Below are 20,351 nucleotides of genomic sequence, written 5' to 3' on the forward strand. Positions count from 1 at the left end.
AGCTCTGTGGTCAGTGGCCCGAGCTCTGTGGCCCGTGGTCCGCGGTCAGTGCCGGCTGCGCGGGCGGGCGGTACGGGACGCGGCGCGCCCGGTCGTACGGGCCTCGGGCACCGGCTCCGTGGCCGCGGCCTCGGCGAGGCGGACCAGCCGGGTCTCGCAGTGATCCAGCCAGCGCGCCTCGGCCTCCGCCTGGAAGATCAGCTGTTCCAGTACGAGCAGCCAGGCGACCTCGTCGCGGTTGGACGGGACGTCGCTGAGCGACTGCGCCTTGAGGCGGGTGTAGTCCTGCATCGCCTTCAGGGTGTGGTGGCGCTGGGACTGGATGACGGCACGGATGTCGACACCGGGTGCGCCGACCGCCATGGCGAGCTTGATGGCCAGCTCGTCGCGGGGCGGGTTGTTGCGGTCGACGGGTGTCTCGAACCAGTTCCGCAGCTCGGTGCGTCCGTCGTCGGTGATCGCGTAGAGGGCATGTCCCTGGTCGTCCTCGTCGTCCTGGACGACCAGGCCGTCGCGCTCCAGCCGGCTGAGCGTCGTGTACACCTGGCCGACGTTGAGCGGCCAGGTGGAGCCGGTGCGCGATTCGAATTCGGTACGGAGCTGGGAGCCGTATCGGGGCCCCCGTTCCAGAAGGGCCAGCAGCCCATGACGGATCGACATACTCAGTATGTATACCGAGTATGCTGTGCGACGCAAGTCTCTGCCGGGGGTGCGGGTGCCGGTGGGAGGGGGATCCGGGGCGGATCAGTTCATGCGGCGGATACGGAACGCCAGGAAGCCCAGCCCCAGTCCGATCAGCACGATTCCCGCACCCAGCGACACCTCCTTCATCTGTCGCACGGCCGACGCGTCCAGGGCCTGCTGCGGGAGCCGGTCGGCCCCGGGGGACGGGCTCGCCACGGGTGTCGGGGCAGCCATCGGCGCCGGGTCGGTCGCCGCGAGGGGCACGTCGGGCCTCTGGAGGCTGTCCGCGTGCACGAGCTCCCACGGCGAGAGCTGCCGCCCGGGCCGCAACCGCCCCTCCCCGGCCTCACGCCCGGCCAGCGGGGACTGCGCATCGGAACGCGGAGGCTCCTCGTCGGAGCCGGCGGCGGAGGCGGAAGCAGTGGGGGAGGCGGACGAGGAGCCGGAGGGCGAGGCCGAAGAAGAGGCCGACGCCGAGCCGGAGGCCGGGAGGGAGGGCGACGGGGATCCCGGAGGCGCGGGCGCGGCCGGTCCGCCGTCCGGGGGAGCGGTCGTCGGTACGGTCGAGGGGGCGGCCGGAGGGGTGGCCGACATCCCGGCGGCCGGAACGGCGCCGGGGATGCCGGAAGGCCGGGCGGAGGGTCCGGCCGAGGTGTGCGCGAGCGTGGTCATCGGGGCGCTGAACGGCCCTGTCGGCCGACCGGGCACGCGCTGGCCGGCCTGGGCCTCGCCCGCCGCAGCCCCCAGCGCCGCGCCCGCCGTCAGCACCAGGCAGGCCACGCACCTCGTGGGTCGTGAGGGGAGAAGTCCTGAAGCCATGAGGTCAGCGTCACATGTGGCGGTTTGTCCGGCATTTCGAATGACTTCGAATGGCTCAGAGCCCGGCACATGGGATCCGTGCCGAGCTCTGCCACAGGACTGACGCGCCGGGAGACCCTGGGGCCTCTCGTGTGGATCAGGCCGGGTCGCCCGTCGCGACGCGCAGTTCGAAGTGGGCGCCGGGCTTGTCCACGGCGGTGCCGGACGACGGGAACTGGTCGATGACCTGGTCCTCCGCGTAGGCGTTCCCGGGTACCTCGACCTTCTTGACGACCCAGCCGGCCGCATCCGCGCACGCCTTCGCCGAGAGGAAGTCCTTGTAGAGGAACTTCGGCGCGTCCACCTTCTCCGGATCGTCGCTGTTCTCCAGCGCGTCCGTGCAGTCCTCGGTGTCCATCGTCCGGTTCCGCTCCGGAGGCTTGTGCTCGCTCGCGGCCGGTGATTCGTTCGCGGTCGTGCCGCCCTCGTTGTCCCCGTTCCTCAGCGAGAGCGCCGTGATCAGCCCGCCGATCGCGATCAGCGCGACCACGATCGAGCCGATGACGACCGGCATGTTCCGCTTGGAGCCGCTGCCGCCCGAGCCGGAGTGCGACTGCGTCGGGGGCTGCGGCGAGATCGTGTAGGGCGGCGGGGTCTGCTGGACCGGGGCCTGGCTCTGGTACGGCTGGGCCGACTGCGGGTAGCCGTACGACGGTGCCGGGGTGGGGGCCGGGGTCGCCGGGCCGTACGGGCCCGACTGATAGGGGCCCGGCTGGTACGGGGTCTGGACGTTCTGGGGCGTCGCGCCGGACTGGTCGACCGGCGGGAAGACCGCCGAGCCGACGCCCGAGCCGCTGTTGGCCGGGGCGCCGCCGCCCGCGATGATCACCGGCGCGCCCGTGGAGCCGCTCGCGGCCAGCACGCGGGCGATCTCGTCCTGCATCGCCGCCGCGCTCGGGAAGCGCTCGTTCGGGTTCTTCTTCAGCGCGCGGGCGACCAGCGCGTCCATCGCCGGGGTGATCGACCGGTTGATGGTGGAGGGCACGACCGGCTCCTCCTGGACGTGCGCGTACGCGATGGCCAGCGGGGAGTCCGCGTCGAAGGGGATCCGTCCGGTCAGCAGCTGGAACAGCATGATGCCGACCGAGTACAGGTCGGAGCGGGCGTCCACCCCGCGGCCCAGGGCCTGCTCGGGGGAGAGGTACTGCGGGGTGCCGACGACCATGCCGGTCTGCGTCATCGATGTGACGCCCGACTGCATGGCGCGGGCGATGCCGAAGTCCATGACCTTCACGACACCGCGTTTGGTCATCATCACGTTGCCGGGCTTGATGTCGCGGTGGACCAGGCCCATCTCGTGGCTGGTGTCCAGCGCGGCCAGCACGTCGGACGTCACCTTCAGTGCCCGGTCGGCCGGCATCGCGCCGTGGTTCTGGATGTCCGCCTGGAGCACGGAGCCGAGCGGCTGCCCCTCCACGTACTCCATGACGATGTACGGCATCAGCGCGCCGCCGAGCTCGTCCTCGCCGGTGTCGAAGACCGAGACGATGTTGGTGTGCTGCAGTTTGGCGACGGCCTGCGCCTCGCGCCGGAAGCGCTCACGGAAGGACTGCTCGCGGCCCAGCTCCGTGTGGAGTGTCTTGATTGCGACCTGACGGTCCAGGGCGGTGTCGTATGCCAGGTATACGGACGCCATCCCGCCCTCGCCGAGCAGGTCGCGAAGCTGGTAGCGCCCGCCGGCGACGGAACCGCCCGCGTAGCGACCCTGAGCGCCGTGTGCGCCGTCCTGGCTCATGACTTGCTCCCCCTCGGCGCGCGACTGACGCGATCATCCATTACGCGCCAAGTCTGCCCGAGGGGTACGACACGTCAAGCCGGGTGCCCGTTCCGTGACCCTACGCACAAGAAGCGTCTCGGAAGCGTTACAGGAACCGCATGAAATTTGCGTGGACGGCACGCCGGGCGGTTGGATAACCGGTCCCTCTCGGAAACGGTGTGTCCGGAAGAGGCTGTAGCGTGACGTGGCAATGCAGCTAGACACCGTGAGAACCCGCGGACGCGCGGACAGATACGACGGCGAGGACTGATGGCACCCGATTCCGAAGCAAACGGCGGCGGAGTTTCGGATGGCACCGACTCCTGGGGCATCGGCGGTGTTGTCGGTGACGGACGTTACCGGATGACCCACCGCCTCGGCCGGGGCGGTATGGCGGAGGTCTTCGCGGCCGAGGACGTCAGGCTCGGCCGCACGGTCGCGGTGAAGCTGCTGCGCTCCGATCTCGCCGAGGACCCGGTCTCCAAGGCCCGGTTCACGCGCGAGGCGCAGTCGGTCGCCGGGCTCAACCACCACGCGATCGTCGCCGTGTACGACTCCGGCGAGGACGTCGTGGGCGGGCAGACCGTCCCCTACATCGTGATGGAGCTGGTCGAGGGCCGCACCATCCGCGATCTGCTGCTCAACGCCGAGGCCCCGCCGCCCGAGCAGGCGCTGATCATCGTCTCGGGCGTGCTGGAAGCACTCGCGTACTCGCACCAGCACGGCATCGTGCACCGCGACATCAAGCCGGCCAACGTGATCATCACCAATTCCGGTGCGGTCAAGGTGATGGACTTCGGCATCGCCCGTGCGCTGCACGGTGCGCAGTCGACGATGACCCAGACCGGCATGGTCATGGGCACGCCGCAGTACCTCTCTCCCGAGCAGGCGCTGGGCAAGGCCGTCGATCACCGCTCCGACCTCTACGCCACCGGCTGCCTGCTGTACGAACTCCTGGCGCTGCGGCCCCCGTTCACCGGCGAGACGCCGCTGTCCGTGGTGTACCAGCACGTCCAGGACATTCCGGTCCCGCCGTCCGAGGTCCTGGACGCGGTGCCGCCGGAGTTGGACGGGCTGGTCATGCGCTCCCTCGCGAAGGACCCGGACGACCGGTTCCAGAGCGCCGAGGAGATGCGCGGCCTGATCCAGTACGGCCTTCAGATGCTTCAGGTGCAGGGCGGCCACACGGGTACGTGGAACACCGGCCCGGTCGCGATGCACGAAGGCGGGCACACCCCGGCCATGGGCGTCCCCGGGGGCACGATGGCGATGGGGCACCCGCAGCACGGGGACACCTCGCAGGGGCCGATCCTGCCGCCGATGAACCCCGACGACGGCGGTTACGAGGGTGGACACCACGGCGGTGGCGGCCGCGGCAAGCTGTGGCTGTTCGTCGTGCTCGCGCTGATCGCGATCGGGGCGGGTGTCGCCATCGCGGTCAACGCCGCGAAGGACACCGGCTCGACGCACGAGAAGAAGCCCGACAAGACCTCCAGTTCGCCGTCCCCGTCGAAGAGTCCGTCCGGGCCGAGCGACGAGGAGAGCGATCAGACCCAGGTGCCGGAGAACTCCACCGGCAACCAGCAGGACACGCCGCCGACGCGGACCTACTCCCCGTCGACCACCCCGACCCAGCCGTCCGAGCCGCCGTCGACCCAGCCGTCCACCCCGTCCACCGGAGGCCCGGCCGACGGCGGTACCGGTACGGACAACGGTGGCACCGGTACGGACAACGGCGGTACGGGCACGGACAACGGCGGTACCGGTACGGACAACGGCGGTACGGGCACGGACGACGGCGGTACGGGCACGGACAACGGTGGCGCCGGCGGCGAGACCGCCGGGACCAACACCGGTACGTCCGCGGCGGCCGGAACCGTGGCGGGCTCCACCCCGTGACCCGGCCGTTCACGGGCGGATTCAGCCCGTGAACGCCTCGCGCACTCTCTCGTACTCGCGCGTCCACCAGACCGCCAGGGCCGACACCGCAGGGAACTGCGGGTCGGCCCTCCGGTCGTGCAGGCAGTACCGCCAGCGCAGTATCCAGAAGTCGTTGAGCCGCTCCCACCACACCCGGTGCACCGCGGCGGCCAGTTCCGCCGCCCCCGCCCCGGCTGCCCCCCGGTAGGCCCGCGCGTACGCCCGTACCTTCTCCAGCTCCAGCTTCCCGGCCGGCAGGACGAAGAAGATCGCCGCGGCCCGCACCGCCTCCTCCGCCCGCGGCTGGACCCCCAGCCGGTCCCAGTCGAGGATCGCGACCGGGTCCGAACCCCGGTACAGGACGTTCAGCGGGTGGAAGTCGCCGTGCACCCAGCCGGTGGCCGGGACGCCGGGCGTGGGGGGCCTGCGGTCGGCGTGCTGTTCCAGCAGGGTGCGCCGCTCCAGCAGGCGGTGCTCGGCCAGCTCGTCGAAGGCGTCCCGGGGGCGGCGCCCGCGCGCGGCCGTCAGCAGGTCGTCGATGAGCGCGAAGGTGTCGGCGGGGTCGGGGCTCCGGTACCCGCCGGACCGGTGCGCGAGCCCCGTGCCCGCCCCTATGACCTGTTCGAGCCCGGTGTGCACGGCCCCGAGCAGCGCCCCGAGCCGCTCCGACTGGGCGGTGCTGAGCTGGGCGCCCGCCCGGTGCAGCCCGTCCACCCAGGGGTGCAGGGCATAGCACCGGCCGCCGATCTCCGTGACCGTGTCGCCCTCGGTGTCCTGTACGGGCGGGGCGACCGGCACGCCCAGCGACTGCAGCCGCTGGGTGGCACGGTGCTGGCGGACGATCGTGGCGCGGTCACCCGTGGAGTCGTCGAGATGGTGCTTGAGGAAGTAGGAGCCACGGGTGGTGGAGACGCGGTAGCCGTGGTTGAGCAGGCCCTGGGTGACGGGCTTGCAGGTCAGGGGTTCACCGGCGTCCGGATAGCGGCGCAGCACCTCGTTCACCGGAGGCACGGGCGGCCGTGGCACGGACGGGAAACGCACCTGGTCCACCGGGGAAACGGGCGGAGGGGGCGCGGACGGAACCAGCACCTCGCCGGCCGGCGGAGCGGACGGAAGGGTGACAAATGAGCGCGGCACTCCCCAGATGTTAGATCACGCTGTGTGGCCGATCGGCTGACTTGCGTGGAAGTCCAGAGTGTGCACGGAGACGAAGTGCGGCTCGATTCTGAGGTACGCCGGGTCGAAGGGCTCCCCATTCACCCGGGCGGGAACGTCGCCGAAGAGCTCGCACTGGCCGGTCGCCGGATGCACGACCTCGGCGGTGCCGGTGAACTGCACGGCCCACAGGTCGCCGCCGGCTCCCGGGACCGCGGTGCCGAAGTTGTCCGCGCCGTACGCCACGACCGTGCCGTCGCACGCGTTGTGGTAGCCGAAGCCGCTGTGCATCCGCAGGATCACGCGACCGTCGATCACGACGTGGCGGGCCACCGACAGGAAGGGAAGGGCCCGCATGCTCGTCGCCAGCCGGCCGTACCGGACGCGGCCGAGCAGTTCGATCGCCTGGAGTTCCTCGGAGGACATGACCTCCACTCTCCGCCACCCGCAAGGCCGCGGACAGAGGCCGCGGCCCCGGTTGCTCCGGGACCAAAGTCCCGAAGATCACCAGGGGGCGGCGCGGCGCTCAGCGCTTCTCCGCCTGAAGCCTCGCCACGTACGCGGCGGCCTGCGAGCGCCGTTCCATGCCCAGCTTGGAGAGCAGGCTGGAGACGTAATTCTTGATCGTCTTCTCGGCGAGGTGCAGCCGCTCGCCGATCACCCGGTTCGTCAGGCCCTCGCCGATCAGGTCGAGGATCTTGCGCTCCTGGTCGGTGAGACCGGCGAGCTTGTCCTCGCCCCGGCCCTTCTCGCCGTCGCGCAGCCGCTCCAGCACCCGGGCGGTCGCCACCGGGTCCAGCAGCGACTTCCCGGCCGCCACGTCACGTACCGCGTTCAGCAGTTCGTCGCCCCGGATCGCCTTCAGGACGTACCCCGACGCACCCGCCATGATCGCGTCGAAAAGCGCCTCGTCGTCGGCGTACGAGGTGAGCATCAGGCAGTTGATGTTCTCGTCCTGGGAGCGGACCTCCCGGCAGACCTCCACCCCGCTGCCGTCCGGCAGCCGTACGTCGAGCACCGCCACATCGGGCCGGGTCGCGGGGATACGGACCAGCGCGTCCGCCGCGGTGCCGGCCTCGCCGACGACCTCGATGTCGGCCTCGGACGAGAGCAATTCATGGACTCCGCGTCGGACGACTTCATGGTCGTCCAACAGAAAAACGGTGATTTTTCCTTGTTCGCGCACAAAACGCAGTCTCACACACTCACCCCTTCCCTGCCGCCGAACGGCGGGATAACGTGCCGTTGTTCCGGCGGCCTGCGAGGCTGTTACCAGTGCTGTGACCAGCGAGAGTTCCCGACTTTTTCGATTTACTTGGAAATCCAAGCAAAATCGCAGGTCAGATAGGGTTTCGCAGTTATGCGGCGTACTGGGTAACGTGCTTTCGGCAGGGCGCTCGCCGGGGCACCTGTCACGCCTGTTCCCGGACCGAGCGGCACCCACCCCGTGCACGGGTACGGACACAGGCGAGCCGCACTGGCTTTCCCGGCAGACCCCGGGGGCCGGACCGACGGAGGAGCACGCACGTGACCGTGGAGAGCACTGCCGCGCGCAAACCGCGACGCAGCAGCAAGCGGACCAGCGCCGTGAAAACGACCGCGAAGACGTCCGCGAAGACGCCACAGAGTTCCGAGCCCGAGCTCGTACAGCTGCTGACGCCCGAGGGCGAGCGCCTGGAGCATCCGGACTACTCGATCGACCTGACCGCCGAAGAGCTGCGCGGTCTGTACCGGGACATGGTCCTGACCCGCCGCTTCGACGCCGAGGCCACCGCGCTCCAGCGCCAGGGCGAGCTGGGCCTGTGGGCGTCGCTGCTCGGCCAGGAGGCCGCCCAGATCGGCTCCGGCCGGGCCCTGCGCGACGACGACTACGTCTTCCCGACGTACCGCGAGCACGGCGTCGCCTGGTGCCGGGGGGTCGATCCGACCAATCTGCTCGGGATGTTCCGTGGCGTGAACCACGGCGGCTGGGACCCGAACAGCAACAACTTCCACCTGTACACGATCGTCATCGGCTCGCAGACCCTGCACGCCACCGGCTACGCCATGGGCGTCGCCAAGGACGGCGCGGACTCGGCCGTGATCGCGTACTTCGGCGACGGCGCCTCCAGCCAGGGAGACGTCGCCGAGTCCTTCACCTTCTCCGCGGTCTACAACGCCCCGGTCGTCTTCTTCTGCCAGAACAACCAGTGGGCGATCTCCGAGCCGACCGAGAAGCAGACCCGCGTGCCGCTCTACCAGCGCGCGCAGGGCTTCGGCTTCCCCGGTGTCCGGGTCGACGGGAACGACGTACTCGCCTGCCTGGCCGTCACCAGGTCGGCACTGGAGCGGGCCCGCCGGGGTGAGGGGCCCACCCTCGTCGAGGCGTTCACCTACCGGATGGGCGCGCACACCACCTCCGACGACCCGACGAAGTACCGGGCGGACGAGGAGCGGGCCTCCTGGGAGGCCAAGGACCCGATCCTGCGGCTGCGCACGTACCTGGAGAAGGAGGGCGCCGCCGACGAGGCGTTCTTCACCGAGCTGGACGCGGAGAGCGAAGCCCTCGGCAAGCGGGTGCGCGAGACGGTACGGGCGATGCCCGACCCGGACCCGATGGCGATCTTCGACCACGTCTACGCCGACGGCAACCCGCTCGTCGACGAGGAGCGCGCCCAGTTCGCCGCCTACCAGGCATCGTTCGCAGACTCTGCCGAGGAGGGCAAGTAGCCATGGCCATGGAAAAGATGTCCATTGCGAAGGCTCTCAACGAGTCGCTGCGCAAGGCCCTCGACACCGACCCCAAGGTCCTCATCATGGGTGAGGACGTCGGCAAGCTGGGCGGGGTCTTCCGGATCACCGACGGGCTCCAGAAGGACTTCGGCGAGGACCGGGTGATCGACACCCCGCTCGCCGAGTCCGGCATCGTCGGTACGGCGATCGGCCTGGCCCTGCGCGGCTACCGGCCCGTCGTGGAGATCCAGTTCGACGGCTTCGTCTTCCCGGCCTACGACCAGATCGTCACGCAGCTCGCCAAGATGCACGCCCGCGCGCTCGGCAAGATCAAGCTGCCGGTCGTCGTGCGGATTCCGTACGGTGGCGGCATCGGTGCCGTCGAGCACCACAGCGAGTCGCCCGAGGCCCTGTTCGCGCACGTAGCGGGCCTCAAGGTGGTCTCGCCGTCGAACGCGAGCGACGCCTACTGGATGATGCAGCAGGCGGTCCAGAGCGACGACCCGGTCATCTTCTTCGAGCCGAAGCGCCGCTACTGGGACAAGGGCGAGGTCGAGACCGACTCCATCCCCGGCCCGCTGCACAAGGCCTCGGTGGCCCGCACCGGCACTGACCTCACGCTCGTCGCGTACGGCCCGATGGTGAAGGTCTGCCTGGAAGCGGCCGCGGCCGCCCAGGAGGAGGGCAAGTCGATCGAGGTCCTGGACCTGCGCTCGATGTCCCCGATCGACTTCGACGCCATCCAGAACTCGGTCGAGAAGACCGGCCGGCTCGTCGTGGTCCACGAGGCGCCGGTGTTCTACGGCTCGGGTGCGGAGATCGCCGCCCGGATCACCGAGCGCTGCTTCTACCACCTGGAAGCACCGGTGCTGAGGGTCGGCGGCTATCACGCCCCGTACCCGCCGGCGCGTCTGGAGGACGAGTACCTGCCGGGTCTCGACCGTGTGCTCGACGCCGTCGACCGCTCGCTGGCGTACTGAGGACTGGGACGTGACAACGATGACCGACACTTCCAACGCTGCTCGCTTCCGTGAGTTCAAGATGCCCGACGTGGGCGAGGGACTGACCGAGGCCGAGATCCTCAAGTGGTACGTCCAGCCCGGCGACGCCGTCACCGACGGCCAGGTCGTGTGCGAGGTCGAGACGGCGAAGGCGGCCGTGGAACTGCCGATCCCGTTCGACGGGGTGGTGCACGAGCTGCGCTTCCCCGAGGGCACGACCGTCGACGTCGGCCAGGTGATCATCGCGGTGGACGTGGCACCGGGCAGTGGTGACGCGGCCCCGGCCGCCGCTCCCGCGCCGGTCGCGGAGCCGGTTGCCGCGGCCGAACCGGAGCCCGAGGCTCCCAAGGGCCGTCAGCCCGTCCTGGTGGGGTACGGCGTCTCCGAGAGCTCGACCAAGCGACGGGCCCGCAAGGGTACGACCGCCTCCGTACCGGCCGCCGCGGCGGCGATCCAGAGCGAGATGAACGGCCACGGCGCGGTGGTCCCGGAGAGCCGGCCGCTGGCCAAGCCGCCGGTCCGCAAGCTGGCCAAGGACCTGGGCATCGACCTGGCGACGGTCGTCCCGACCGGCGAGGGCGGGATCATCACCCGCGAGGACGTGCACGCGGCGGCCACGCCCGTACCGGCACAGGCCCCGGCGCCCGTCGCCGCCGCGGTGGCGGCCGAGGTCGAGGCCCCGGCTCCGGCCGTCGTCGCTCCGGCGGGCGCGCGGGAGACCCGTATCCCGGTCAAGGGCGTACGGAAGGCCATCGCCCAGGCGATGGTCGGCAGTGCCTTCACGGCCCCGCACGTCACCGAGTTCGTGACCGTCGACGTGACGCGCACGATGAAGCTGGTGGCGGAGCTCAAGGAGGACAAGGAGATGGCGGGGGTGCGGGTCAACCCGCTCCTGATCATCGCCAAGGCCCTCCTGGTCGCGATCAAGCGGAACCCGGACGTCAACGCCGCCTGGGACGAGGCGAACCAGGAGATCGTGCAGAAGCACTACGTGAACCTCGGTATCGCCGCCGCGACCCCGCGCGGACTGATCGTCCCGAACATCAAGGACGCGCACGAGCAGACGCTCCCGCAACTGGCCGCGTCCCTGGGCGAACTGGTCTCCACGGCCCGCGAGGGCAAGACGTCCCCGGCCGCGATGGCGGGCGGCACGGTGACCATCACCAACGTCGGCGTCTTCGGCGTCGACACGGGCACGCCGATCCTGAACCCGGGCGAGTCCGCGATCCTCGCGGTCGGTGCGATCAAGCTCCAGCCGTGGGTCCACAAGGGCAAGGTGAAGCCCCGTCAGGTAACCACGCTGGCCCTGTCGTTCGACCACCGCCTGGTCGACGGCGAGCTCGGCTCCAAGGTCCTGGCGGACGTCGCCGCGATCCTGGAGCAGCCGAAGCGGCTGATCACCTGGGCGTAGCTGTACGAGATGGGCCCGCGCGAAGTTCGCGCGGGCCCATCGGCATGTCCGGCCTTTGCCCCAGGGCGAGTTCGGCGAACACGGTCTTGCCGACGGTACGCGGCTCGACGCCCCAGTGGTCCGCGATCCGCGCGACGATCAGGAGCCCCCGCCCGTAGCACTCGTCGGCCGTCGCCTCGCGCGGGTCCGGAAGCCGTTCGCCGCGCGGATCGCTGACCGCGATGCGGAGCGTGGTCGCGGTGAGGGTGAGGTGGACGCGGAAGAGACGACCCCGGATGACGCCGTGAAGTAACGCGTTGGTCGCCAACTCGCTGACCAGCAAGGCCGCGTCGCCGGCCAGCTCCGGGTGGCCCCACTGGAGGACGAGCCGGGCGGCGCGATGACGGCACAGGGAGATGCTGCGCGCGGTGGGGGTGTAGTCGAGCCGGTCCTCGCGGAGGACGGGGTCGGGGACGGAGATCTGTTCGGCTGCGGTCATGGACGCGTGCCTCCGTGAGTGTGGGCGGTGGCGATGCCGTACCTGCGGGGCGCCGATTTTGGGCGCGGGGCAGGGCGGTGCACTTCCGCCGACTGATTCCGCTGTGCGAGCGGCTGCGAGCTGAACGTAGCGACCCCGACAAGTTAGAGGCAAGTGAAACGGAGCCAATTGTCTCCAACGGGCGACGGTGGTCGACCGTCTGCGCTGTGGGGGGCCACACTGGTGCGGTGAATCGAGCGACTCGGCAAGGCAATCGGTCGTCAACTGTCCTGGGGCGCAGGCTCGGCAGCGAGTTGCTGCGCCTGCGAGACGCGTCGGGGAAGACGCAGCAGCAGGCAGCTCAGGTCATCAGCGCGACCAACTCGAAGATCGTGAAGATGGAGCAGGGATGGGTTCCGATGAGAGATCCGGACATCCGGGCCCTCTGCGAGTTCTACGGTCTCGACGACGCGCAGCTCGTCGGCCGGCTGCTGGAGGTGGCCCGGATGGATCGGGAGCGCCGCAAGGCGAAGGGCTGGTGGAACCAGTATCCGGAGCTGCGTTCGCTGGTCGAGTACGTTGCGCTCGAAGACATCGCCAAGGGAGTCAGGACCTGGCAAGGGGCGTTCGTACCGGGCCTGCTCCAGACGCCGGACTATGCGAGGGCGCTCGCCGTCGGCAACGCGGACTGGGACGACCCCGACGAGATCGAGCGGTTTGTCGAAGCGAAGATCGCACGCCAAGCGCGCCTCGCGGACGGCAGCCCTCTCGCGCTGTGGGCGATCGTCGCGGAAGGTGCGCTGCGGCAATTGGTCGGTGGCCGCGACGTGATGCGTGCTCAACTGGAACGTCTGGCGGAGGCTGCCGCCGAGCCAAATGTCACAGTGCAGGTTGTCCCCTTCCTCGCGGGCTCGCACCCGGGCATGACCAGCGCTTTTAGCATCGTGTCGTTTGCGGAACCCGGTGCGATGGACGTGGTTTACATGGACACCACGTCGTCTACTCTGTGGCTTGAGAGCGAGTCGGATGCCGCGCGTCACAACGTCACGTTCGGTCGAATCGCCAGAAGCGGACTCGCTCCCCGCGATTCCATCGCTCTGATAGGGCGTATTCGCAAGGAGTTGTAGTCGTGCCACACTTCGAGTTCGTCAAGTCCAGCTACAGCAGCGGCAACGGCGAGTGCGTCGAAGTGGCCCGCAACATCCCCCGCACCGTCGCCGTCCGTGACTCCAAGCGGACCGACGGTCCTGTCATCGTCCTCGGCCCCGCCGCGTGGGAGGCCTTCCGGGCCGGGCTGGTCCGGTCGTCGGACTGACCCGGCCGGGCCGGCTAGCGCTCTGACTCCACCGCCCTCCCCGGTACCAGCAGGGCGAGGGTGCTGCGCGCCTCACGCCGCAGCGCGCGACGCCGGGCGAAGGTCGCGGTGAGGGCGAGAACGGAGACCGTGCCCCCGTAGAACACGGCGGCAATCGTGGAGAGGAGCCCGATCGGCATCGGGCACGCACCTTTCTTCCCCCGCTCGGCCCGCCCGGCTCACTGCCAGGGACGGGCGTTGATGCGTTTCCCCTCCATCGTACGGACGCCGTCAACTCCCTTCTTGCGGCCGATGGTTCACGTCACGCCGAGGAGGAGCCGATGCGACGCTGCACACTGCTTGAAGCCGCAGGTCTCGCAGTCCCTGGCCAACTGCCGTTCGGGGTGGACACCGATCCGGCGAGTAGGTCCACGTGACCACGCGCACTGTTCGTCACCCGTGGAGCTGCTGAAGAACGCGGCGAAGGGCTGTCCGGCCGCAGGCCCGAACGGGCGGATTCTCACCGGGAATTGTCTGATGAAGGCCCGCTGTTAGGGTGACCGGATGTCATCGGTCAAGAAGTTCCAGGTCACCTTCGACTGCGCGGATACCGAGCGCGTCGCTCGTTTTTGGTGCGAGGTGTTGGGGTACGTCGTAACGCTGCCTTCTGAGGGACAGGGGTCATGGGCTGTGTGCTCCGATCCCACGGGTGAGGGCCCGCGCATGTATTTCCAGCAGGTTCCCGAGGGCAAGGTCGCCAAGAACCGGGTGCATCTCGACGTGCGGGCCGGTACCGGGCTCGTGGGTGCGGAGCGGCTGGCCGTGCTGGAGGCCGAACGCGATCGGCTGGTGGCGCTCGGCGCGGTGTGCACGAAGGTGCTGTATGCCGACGAGGAGAACGAGTCGTGCATCAACATGCAGGACGTCGAGGGCAACGAGTTCTGTCTCGACTGAGCATCCAGGACGGACTTTCAGCAGGCCGGAGAGGCCGCGTGACGCGAGAGGGGCCCCGCGTGGTGCGGGGCCCCTCTGCTGTGTGTGCTGCCGTGGCCGGCGGGACTACTTCTTGAAGGAGTAGTCCATGATCTTCTTCATGTCCGCGGTGCGGTTGGCCGCGCTCGTGGAGGCGAGCACCGTGCCGACGATCGTCTTGCTGCCGCGGGTCGCGGCGAAGACCAGGCAGTACTTGGCCGTCGGGCCGGAGCCGGTCTTGATGCCGATGGCACCGCTGTAGCTGCTGAGCATGGTGTTGGTGTTGGACCACGACATGTAGCGGTAACCGCCGGATTTCGTGGTGACCTTCTGCTTGGTCGACTTGGTCTTGACGACCGTGCGGAAGGTGGAGTGCTTCATCGCGCTGCTGGCGATCTTCGTCAGGTCGCGCGGTGTCGAGTAGTTCGAGCCGTTCCCTATGCCGTCGAACGAGTCGAAGTGGGTGTTCTTCAGGCCGAGGGACTTGGCCTGGGCGTTCATCTTGCCGATGAACGACTTCACGCGGGCCGCGCGGGTGGTGCCGGAGCCGAACTTGTCGGCCAGCGCGTAGGCGGCGTCGCAGCCGGACGGCAGCATCAGGCCGTACAGCAGCTGGCGGACGGTGACCTTGTCGCCCACGATGAGGCGGGCCGAGGAGGCGCCCTTGGAGACGATGTAGTCGCTGTACGCCTTCTGGATCGTGACCTTGGAATCCAGGTTCAGGTTCTTCTGCGACAGCACCACCTTCGCCGTCATGATCTTGGTGGTGGAACCGGTGGAACGGCGGGTGTCCGCGGCCTTGGCGAACAGGGACTTCGCCGTGCCGTTGTTCATCGTGTAACCGCCCGCGGCGGTGATCTTGGGGTTGGGCAGCGTGGCGGCCTGCGCGGTGGAGGCGAACGCGCTGCCTGCGATGACGGCGCCTGCTGTCAGCGCCACGGTGGCAGTGGCGGTGGCGCGGCTTATGCCCTTAATGCCGATTTTCAACTTGAATGCTCCAAATGCCCCTGGAATGCGGCCACATGTGGGTGACGCTCGCTGATGAGACTCATGAAGGCGGGGGATGGATGTGCTGATTCCTGGGGCAATTTCGGGGCTACGGGTGATTCCGGCCATGATCGGCGGTGAAGCGGTGCGGGTCCGCCCGGGGGTGGCCGGAGTCCGTCCGGGGGCGGTGGGTGTCCGTCCGTATCGCGGACTGTTCCGCCATGCACGCATCTTGTATCTATTCTGTGTACATGCCTGCCGCACCCCCTGCCGTGAAGCCCGCGAAGTCCGCCGTGAAATCGTCCCCGAAGCCGTCCGTGAAGTCCGGTGTGAAGCAGCCTCCCGCCGCCGAGCGCGTGTACGCCCACATCAAGGAGGCGGTCCTGGACCGCCGTTACGAGGGCGGCACGCTGCTCACCGAAGGCGATCTCGCGGAGGCCGTCGGGGTGTCCCGCACGCCCGTGCGCGAGGCGCTGCTGCGGCTGGAGGTGGAGGGGCTGATCAAGCTGTACCCGAAGAAGGGCGCCCTCGTACTCGCCGTCTCCGCGCAGGAGATCGCGGATGTCGTGGAGACCCGGCTGCTGGTCGAGGAGTTCGCGGCCCGCAAGGCCGTGCCCGCCTCCGCGCAGCTCATCGGCCGGCTCGAAGAACTCCTGGCGGAGCAGCGGCAGCTGGCCGAGGCCGGGGACCTGGCGGCGGTGTCCGTGAAGGACCGCTGCTTCCATGCCGAGATCGTGCGCAACGCGGGCAACGACATCCTCTCGCGCCTCTACGACCAGCTGCGCGACCGTCAGTTGCGGATGGGCGTCGCCGTGATGGAGGCGCACCCGGGGAGGATCGCCGCCAACATCACCGAGCACGGTGAGCTGCTGGAGGCGATCAGGGCCGGTGACGCGGACGGTGCCGCGCAGGTCGTGCGGCGCCATGTCAGCCGCGTCAAGGTGCTGGTCAGGGGTGAGGACCGGTGAGTTCCGCCGCCGCTCCCACCCTGTCCCTGCCCGGCGATCCACCCGGCGGCCGGCGTGCCGCGTGGGTCTGGGGCATCGGCGTCGCCGTCTACTTCGTCGCCATCATTTTCCGTACCAGCCTGGGCGTCGCCGGACTCGACGCCGCCGACCGGTTCCACGTCAACGCCTCCGCGCTCTCCACGTTCTCCATCCTTCAGCTGCTCGTCTACGCGGGCATGCAGATACCCGTCGGCCTGATGGTCGACCGGCTCGGCACCAAGAAGGTCCTCACCCTCGGGGCCGTCCTGTTCACCCTGGGGCAGCTCGGCTTCGCGCTCTCCCCCTCGTACGGCATGGCGCTGGCGTCCAGGGCGCTGCTCGGCTGCGGCGACGCGATGACGTTCATCAGCGTGCTGCGGCTCGGTGCCCGCTGGTTCCCGGCCCGGCGCGGCCCGCTGATCGGGCAGGTCGCGGCGCTCTTCGGGATGGCGGGCAACCTCGTCTCGACGCTCTTCATCGCACGGGCCCTGCACGGATTCGGCTGGACCACCACGTTCGTCGGCAGCTCCGTCGCCGGGGTTGTCGTCCTCGTCCCGCTGCTGCTGTTCCTGAAGGACCACCCCGAGGGCCATGAGCCGCCGCCCGCGGAGCACGCGGGCGCCGCCTATGTGCGCAAGCAGATCGCCGCTTCCTGGCGGGAGCCCGGCACCCGGCTCGGTATGTGGGTGCACTTCACCACGCAGTTCCCGGCCATGGTGTTCCTGCTGCTGTGGGGGCTGCCGTTCCTGGTGGAGGCGCAGGGGCTCAGCCGGTCCACCGCCGGTGAGCTGCTCACCCTGGTGGTGCTCTCCAACATGGCCTTCGGGCTGGTCTACGGGCAGATCATCGCCCGCCACCACGCGGCCCGCGCCCCGCTGGCCCTCGGCACGGTCACGGTGACGGCGCTGCTCTGGGCGTCGGCCATCTTCTACCCGGGCGACCATGCGCCGATGTGGCTGCTGATCGTGCTGTGCGTGGTGCTCGGCGCGTGCGGCCCGGCCTCGATGATCGGCTTCGACTTCGCGCGCCCAGCCAACCCGCCAGAACGGCAGGGCACCGCGTCGGGCATCGTCAACATGGGCGGCTTCATCGCCTCGATGACCACGCTGTTCGCCGTCGGTGTGCTGCTGGACGCGACCGGCGACAACTACCGGATCGCGTTCGCCTCGGTCTTCGTGCTGGAGGCGCTCGGCGTCGTGCAGATTCTGCGGTTGCACCCCAGGGCCACGCACCGCGAGCGGGACCACCACGTGGTCAGCCGGGTGGAGGCCGTGCACGTCCCCGTGTGACCGCTGCTCGCGCCGGACCGGCGGCGCGCCCGTCCTTCGGTACGACGGGCGCCGCCGATCATGGCGTCACGGCGCTGCGGTGCTACGCCGTCACGGCTTCATACCGTCACGGCTCAGGGCGTCACAGTTCACGGCGTCACGGTTCACGGCGTCACGGCGAAGTTCTGCAGGATCGCCGTCGCCAGCTCCTGGTCGCCCTCGACCTTGACCCGGTCCGCGACCGCACCCGCGCGCACCCGCCCGCAGGCGAGCAGGAAGTACGTCTCCCAGTCCATCGCCAGCGTCACCACGGGCCCGAGCGACGGCGAACCGTCCACCGAACCACGGCCCTCCGCGTCGACCCTGACGGTGCGCAGGAACTCCAGCGGACCGTGCACATCGAGCACGACCGCCGAATTGGCCGGCGCTCCCGCGTCCTTGGCGACCACCTTCGGCAGCGCCTCCAGCAGGGTGTCCCGGACGACGGTCGCGCCGGGGGAGTCCAGATTGCCGGGCCGGCCCAGCGTCGCGCGCAGGTCCTGCTCATGGACCCAGACGTCGAAGACGCGCATCCGCAGCGCCAGTTCGAGGGTCTGCTCGGCGCCGAGCGGGGCGCGGACCATGGTCTCGGGGTCACGTGTCTCATTGCGCAGCTGACGCGCCCGGCGGATGATCGTGTACTCCAGTTCGGAGGTCATCTCCGGTGCGGTGTGGTGCCGCCGCACATCGACCTGCATCTCCATGTAGCGGGCGAAGTCGCTCTGTACGTGGTAGAGGTCGCGGGGCAGGGAGTGGATCGGGCGCGGGTCGCCGAGCTGCTCGCACTCCATGCCGATGACGTGCGAGACGATGTCACGCACCGACCAGGCGGGGCACGGCGTACGGCGGTTCCACTCTCCCTCGGCGAGCGGCTTCACCAGCTCGGCTATCGACTCGATGGAGTGGGTCCAGGCATCGGCGTAGGTCTGGAGGCTGGGATGGACGGTCACGGGACCCCTCGTGCGGTTCTGCGGTGCATGGGCTGAAGATCTGGGCGCGGGTGGCGGGCTGCGTGGGAGGTTCGTTCGCTAAGTTACGCTGCGAGCAGGCACCCCGGCAGTGCTTTCGTGTGACGATCGTAGGCCCGTGTTGACGGCTCGAATGCCAGGACGGTGGTAGTGTGCGCGCCTCCCTCATCCAGATCGCAGTAGACCCGGACGAATCCGTCAATTCCCGCAGGCAGCGCGCGGCTTCGCTGATCGCGGCCCGGCGCGGTGCGGATCTGGTGGTTCTTCCCGAGCTCTGGCCGGTCGGCGCCTTCGCGTACACCGTCTTCGAGGACGAGGCCGAACCGCTCCAGGGGCCCACCCACGACATCATGGCGAAGGCCGCGGCCGACGCCGGGGTCTGGCTGCACGCGGGCTCCTTCGTCGAGCGCGCCGCCGACGGCACCCTCTACAACACCTCGCTCGTCTTCACGCCCGAGGGCGAGCGGGCCGCCGCGTACCGCAAGATCCACCGCTTCGGCTTCGACAAGGGCGAGGCGGTCATGATGGGCGCCGGCGAGGAGCTGGTCACGGTCGCCCTGCCGCAGACCACGCTCGGCCTCGCCACCTGTTACGACCTGCGCTTCCCGGAGATGTTCCGCGGCCTGGTCGACGCGGGCGCCGAGACGCTGATCGTCGCGGCGGGCTGGCCCGAGCGGCGCCGCGCCCACTGGACGCTGCTGACCCGGGCCCGTGCGGTCGAGAACCAGTCGTACGTCCTGGCCGTCGCCACCGCGGGCACCCACGCCGGGGTCGAGCAGTCCGGGCACAGCATCGTCGTCGACCCGTGGGGCGAGGTGCTCGCGGAGGCGGGCGCGGGCGAGGAGGTGCTCGACGTGGAGTTCGACCCGGCGAAGGTGGCGACAACCCGTGAGCAGTTCCCGGCCCTCAAGGACCGCCGCCTGGGACTGGCCCCGCCCACGGCCTAGGGACTCTCGTTTGGATCCGGCCTGATGGATCCGGCCTGATCCAAACGAAAGACCGTGGTGCGGCAGCGCCGTTTCACGTGAAACCGGCTCGGTTCAGTTGTTGTGCTCCTTGTCCGCGAGCACGATGACGCAGACCGATACGGCGATGAGCAGCGCTGCGTCGGCGTCCTCCCGTACGACGTCGATGCCGTAGGTGTCCCGGACGGTCAGCCGGCGCCGGGAGATCTGGGCCAGCAGTTCCCCGTCGTAGTCGATGGCGAACTCGCGGTCCAGGATCTTGCCGCTGACATCGAGTTCGGTGCCGTCGGTCAGCGTGACCCGGTAGTGGTTGCGCAGCAGCGACAGCCGCTTGCGCCGACGACCCTCTCCTGATCGCGATTGCGGATCGCTGGGTTCATCGTGTCGATCCGGAGACGTTCGCGAAGCGTGACGCCATCGCAGTCGAAGTCCAGGACGAAGAGGCCCGGTTGGCGGACCTCGAAGACGCACGCTACGTGCGCGGCGAGTTCACCGGCCCTGCGGCGATTGACCGCTACAACCGGCTGACCGAGCGGCTGCGTGGCCGCATCGACGGCTTGCGTGATGATCTCGGCAAGCTGCCGATGCCGTCGATGGACGTAAGGCCGATGCTTGATGCTGTCCAGCTCCGTGAGGCGTGGGGTGACTCCACAGTCGATGACCGCCGCGATTGTCTGTCGCTCGCCATCGATCGCGTGGAAGTCAGCAAGGGCAAGCGTGGGGCTCGGCTCATTCCGGAGCAGCGTATCCGGATCCGCTGGGCCGGCCTGACGGAGGCGGAAGTCCTGTAGCCCCGGCTTGGAGACTTTCACGGCCCGTCGCTGAGAATCTTGGTGACGGGCCGTTCGCCTGCCTTGAGAGCGTGTGCAGCTCCTGCACGCCTTCCCGACCACCCGTCGGCCCCTCCAGCGCACGGGC

The 20,351-nt window shown here is 69.5% G+C and carries 21 protein-coding genes and 1 pseudogene; 11 read left to right on the forward strand and 11 right to left on the reverse strand.

Translation table 11 applies throughout. The features are described from left to right. Positions 1-45: 45 nt before the first annotated feature. From ABZY11_RS02755 to ABZY11_RS02765, 3 genes are all read right to left on the reverse strand, one after another. The gene (locus ABZY11_RS02755; RefSeq protein ID WP_356477375.1) at positions 46-660 is read right to left on the reverse strand and encodes a PadR family transcriptional regulator; all 615 of its coding nucleotides are present in this window, start codon (positions 658-660) and stop codon (positions 46-48) included. 84 nt (positions 661-744) lie between these two features. Continuing rightward, complete coding sequence (locus tag ABZY11_RS02760; RefSeq protein ID WP_356477376.1) at positions 745-1,503, reverse strand: hypothetical protein; 759 nt, start codon at positions 1,501-1,503, stop codon at positions 745-747. Between the two features lie 136 nt (positions 1,504-1,639). Beyond that, positions 1,640-3,277, reverse strand: coding sequence for a protein kinase (locus tag ABZY11_RS02765; protein WP_356477377.1), 1,638 nt, complete (start codon positions 3,275-3,277; stop codon positions 1,640-1,642). Between the two features lie 291 nt (positions 3,278-3,568). Between ABZY11_RS02765 and ABZY11_RS02770 the strand changes: the two genes are divergently transcribed. Then, complete coding sequence (locus ABZY11_RS02770; RefSeq protein ID WP_356477378.1) at positions 3,569-5,197, forward strand: protein kinase; 1,629 nt, start codon at positions 3,569-3,571, stop codon at positions 5,195-5,197. Positions 5,198-5,218: 21 nt separating this feature from the next. On the opposite strand, the gene ABZY11_RS02775 is transcribed toward ABZY11_RS02770, so the two are convergent. From ABZY11_RS02775 to ABZY11_RS02785, 3 genes are all read right to left on the reverse strand, one after another. Further along, positions 5,219-6,211 (reverse strand): phosphotransferase, encoded by a 993-nt coding sequence (locus ABZY11_RS02775; protein WP_356477421.1) that lies wholly within the window; start codon positions 6,209-6,211, stop codon positions 5,219-5,221. Positions 6,212-6,370: 159 nt separating this feature from the next. Beyond that, a complete protein-coding gene (locus tag ABZY11_RS02780; RefSeq protein ID WP_356477379.1) occupies positions 6,371-6,799 on the reverse strand; it encodes a pyridoxamine 5'-phosphate oxidase family protein in 429 nt (142 codons plus the stop codon). 100 nt (positions 6,800-6,899) lie between these two features. Beyond that, positions 6,900-7,559, reverse strand: coding sequence for a response regulator transcription factor (locus ABZY11_RS02785; protein ID WP_356477422.1), 660 nt, complete (start codon positions 7,557-7,559; stop codon positions 6,900-6,902). Between the two features lie 341 nt (positions 7,560-7,900). Here ABZY11_RS02785 and pdhA point away from each other — a divergent pair, with 341 nt between their 5' ends. The 3 genes from pdhA to ABZY11_RS02800 are packed head-to-tail and all read left to right on the forward strand — an operon-like array spanning position 7,901 to position 11,497. Next, positions 7,901-9,082, forward strand: a complete 1,182-nt coding sequence (gene pdhA, locus ABZY11_RS02790; RefSeq protein ID WP_356477380.1) for a pyruvate dehydrogenase (acetyl-transferring) E1 component subunit alpha — start codon at positions 7,901-7,903, stop codon at positions 9,080-9,082. A 2-nt stretch (positions 9,083-9,084) separates the two neighbouring features. After that, positions 9,085-10,065: an alpha-ketoacid dehydrogenase subunit beta gene (locus tag ABZY11_RS02795; protein WP_356477381.1), complete on the forward strand. Its 981-nt coding sequence runs from the start codon at positions 9,085-9,087 to the stop codon at positions 10,063-10,065. 10 nt (positions 10,066-10,075) lie between these two features. Then, a complete protein-coding gene (locus ABZY11_RS02800; RefSeq protein WP_356477382.1) occupies positions 10,076-11,497 on the forward strand; it encodes a dihydrolipoamide acetyltransferase family protein in 1,422 nt (473 codons plus the stop codon). Here the strand turns inward: ABZY11_RS02800 and ABZY11_RS02805 are convergent. After that, entirely contained in the window at positions 11,484-11,975 is a 492-nt protein-coding gene (locus ABZY11_RS02805) for an ATP-binding protein (RefSeq protein ID WP_356477383.1), read from the reverse strand. The two genes, ABZY11_RS02800 and ABZY11_RS02805, sit on opposite strands and share 14 nt — an antisense overlap. Before the next feature lie 227 nt (positions 11,976-12,202). Here ABZY11_RS02805 and ABZY11_RS02810 point away from each other — a divergent pair, with 227 nt between their 5' ends. Next, positions 12,203-13,081: a helix-turn-helix transcriptional regulator gene (locus ABZY11_RS02810; protein ID WP_356477384.1), complete on the forward strand. Its 879-nt coding sequence runs from the start codon at positions 12,203-12,205 to the stop codon at positions 13,079-13,081. A gap of 2 nt (positions 13,082-13,083) precedes the next feature. Beyond that, positions 13,084-13,269: a DUF397 domain-containing protein gene (locus tag ABZY11_RS02815; RefSeq protein WP_356477385.1), complete on the forward strand. Its 186-nt coding sequence runs from the start codon at positions 13,084-13,086 to the stop codon at positions 13,267-13,269. Positions 13,270-13,283: 14 nt separating this feature from the next. On the opposite strand, the gene ABZY11_RS02820 is transcribed toward ABZY11_RS02815, so the two are convergent. Beyond that, a complete protein-coding gene (locus ABZY11_RS02820) occupies positions 13,284-13,448 on the reverse strand; it encodes a hypothetical protein (RefSeq protein ID WP_356477386.1) in 165 nt (54 codons plus the stop codon). Positions 13,449-13,812: 364 nt separating this feature from the next. Here ABZY11_RS02820 and ABZY11_RS02825 point away from each other — a divergent pair, with 364 nt between their 5' ends. Further along, on the forward strand, positions 13,813-14,202 hold the full coding sequence (locus ABZY11_RS02825) for a VOC family protein (protein WP_356477387.1): 390 nt from the start codon (positions 13,813-13,815) through the stop codon (positions 14,200-14,202). A gap of 105 nt (positions 14,203-14,307) precedes the next feature. On the opposite strand, the gene ABZY11_RS02830 is transcribed toward ABZY11_RS02825, so the two are convergent. Beyond that, the gene (locus tag ABZY11_RS02830) at positions 14,308-15,207 is read right to left on the reverse strand and encodes a D-alanyl-D-alanine carboxypeptidase (protein ID WP_356477388.1); all 900 of its coding nucleotides are present in this window, start codon (positions 15,205-15,207) and stop codon (positions 14,308-14,310) included. 251 nt (positions 15,208-15,458) lie between these two features. On the opposite strand from ABZY11_RS02830, the gene ABZY11_RS02835 reads away from it, so the two are divergent. Together ABZY11_RS02835 and ABZY11_RS02840 are read left to right on the forward strand one after the other, a co-directional pair. Beyond that, positions 15,459-16,175, forward strand: coding sequence for a GntR family transcriptional regulator (locus ABZY11_RS02835; protein WP_356477389.1), 717 nt, complete (start codon positions 15,459-15,461; stop codon positions 16,173-16,175). Next, on the forward strand, positions 16,172-17,482 hold the full coding sequence (locus ABZY11_RS02840) for an MFS transporter (protein ID WP_356477390.1): 1,311 nt from the start codon (positions 16,172-16,174) through the stop codon (positions 17,480-17,482). The genes ABZY11_RS02835 and ABZY11_RS02840 overlap by 4 nt, the downstream gene beginning before the upstream one ends. A gap of 143 nt (positions 17,483-17,625) precedes the next feature. Here the strand turns inward: ABZY11_RS02840 and ABZY11_RS02845 are convergent, their stop codons facing one another. Further along, on the reverse strand, positions 17,626-18,450 hold the full coding sequence (locus tag ABZY11_RS02845) for a maleylpyruvate isomerase family mycothiol-dependent enzyme (protein WP_356477391.1): 825 nt from the start codon (positions 18,448-18,450) through the stop codon (positions 17,626-17,628). Between the two features lie 170 nt (positions 18,451-18,620). Here ABZY11_RS02845 and ABZY11_RS02850 point away from each other — a divergent pair, with 170 nt between their 5' ends. Next, positions 18,621-19,415, forward strand: coding sequence for a carbon-nitrogen family hydrolase (locus tag ABZY11_RS02850; protein WP_356477392.1), 795 nt, complete (start codon positions 18,621-18,623; stop codon positions 19,413-19,415). Positions 19,416-19,508: 93 nt separating this feature from the next. Here ABZY11_RS02850 and ABZY11_RS02855 read toward each other — a convergent pair. Continuing rightward, positions 19,509-19,772: pseudogene (locus ABZY11_RS02855) on the reverse strand (LURP-one-related family protein); the annotation flags it as partial. Between the two features lie 110 nt (positions 19,773-19,882). Between ABZY11_RS02855 and ABZY11_RS02860 the strand changes: the two are divergent. After that, positions 19,883-20,224, forward strand: coding sequence for a hypothetical protein (locus ABZY11_RS02860; protein ID WP_356477393.1), 342 nt, complete (start codon positions 19,883-19,885; stop codon positions 20,222-20,224). Positions 20,225-20,351 lie beyond the last annotated feature (127 nt).

Origin of the sequence: Streptomyces sp. NPDC006510, assembly GCF_040611955.1 — a bacterium.
In the GTDB taxonomy this organism is placed as follows: domain Bacteria; phylum Actinomycetota; class Actinomycetes; order Streptomycetales; family Streptomycetaceae; genus Streptomyces.

Excerpts from the sequence above, each read along its gene's own strand:
- ABZY11_RS02755 (WP_356477375.1), bottom strand. The coding sequence starts at position 660 with ATGTCGATCCGTCATGGGCTGCTGGCCCTTCTGGAACGGGGGCCCCGA.
- ABZY11_RS02760 (WP_356477376.1), bottom strand. The coding sequence starts at position 1,503 with ATGGCTTCAGGACTTCTCCCCTCACGACCCACGAGGTGCGTGGCCTGC.
- ABZY11_RS02765 (WP_356477377.1), bottom strand. The coding sequence starts at position 3,277 with ATGAGCCAGGACGGCGCACACGGCGCTCAGGGTCGCTACGCGGGCGGT.
- ABZY11_RS02770 (WP_356477378.1), top strand. The coding sequence starts at position 3,569 with ATGGCACCCGATTCCGAAGCAAACGGCGGCGGAGTTTCGGATGGCACC.
- ABZY11_RS02780 (WP_356477379.1), bottom strand. The coding sequence starts at position 6,799 with ATGTCCTCCGAGGAACTCCAGGCGATCGAACTGCTCGGCCGCGTCCGG.
- ABZY11_RS02795 (WP_356477381.1), top strand. The coding sequence starts at position 9,085 with ATGGCCATGGAAAAGATGTCCATTGCGAAGGCTCTCAACGAGTCGCTG.
- ABZY11_RS02805 (WP_356477383.1), bottom strand. The coding sequence starts at position 11,975 with ATGACCGCAGCCGAACAGATCTCCGTCCCCGACCCCGTCCTCCGCGAG.
- ABZY11_RS02820 (WP_356477386.1), bottom strand. The coding sequence starts at position 13,448 with ATGCCGATCGGGCTCCTCTCCACGATTGCCGCCGTGTTCTACGGGGGC.
- ABZY11_RS02825 (WP_356477387.1), top strand. The coding sequence starts at position 13,813 with ATGTCATCGGTCAAGAAGTTCCAGGTCACCTTCGACTGCGCGGATACC.
- ABZY11_RS02835 (WP_356477389.1), top strand. The coding sequence starts at position 15,459 with ATGCCTGCCGCACCCCCTGCCGTGAAGCCCGCGAAGTCCGCCGTGAAA.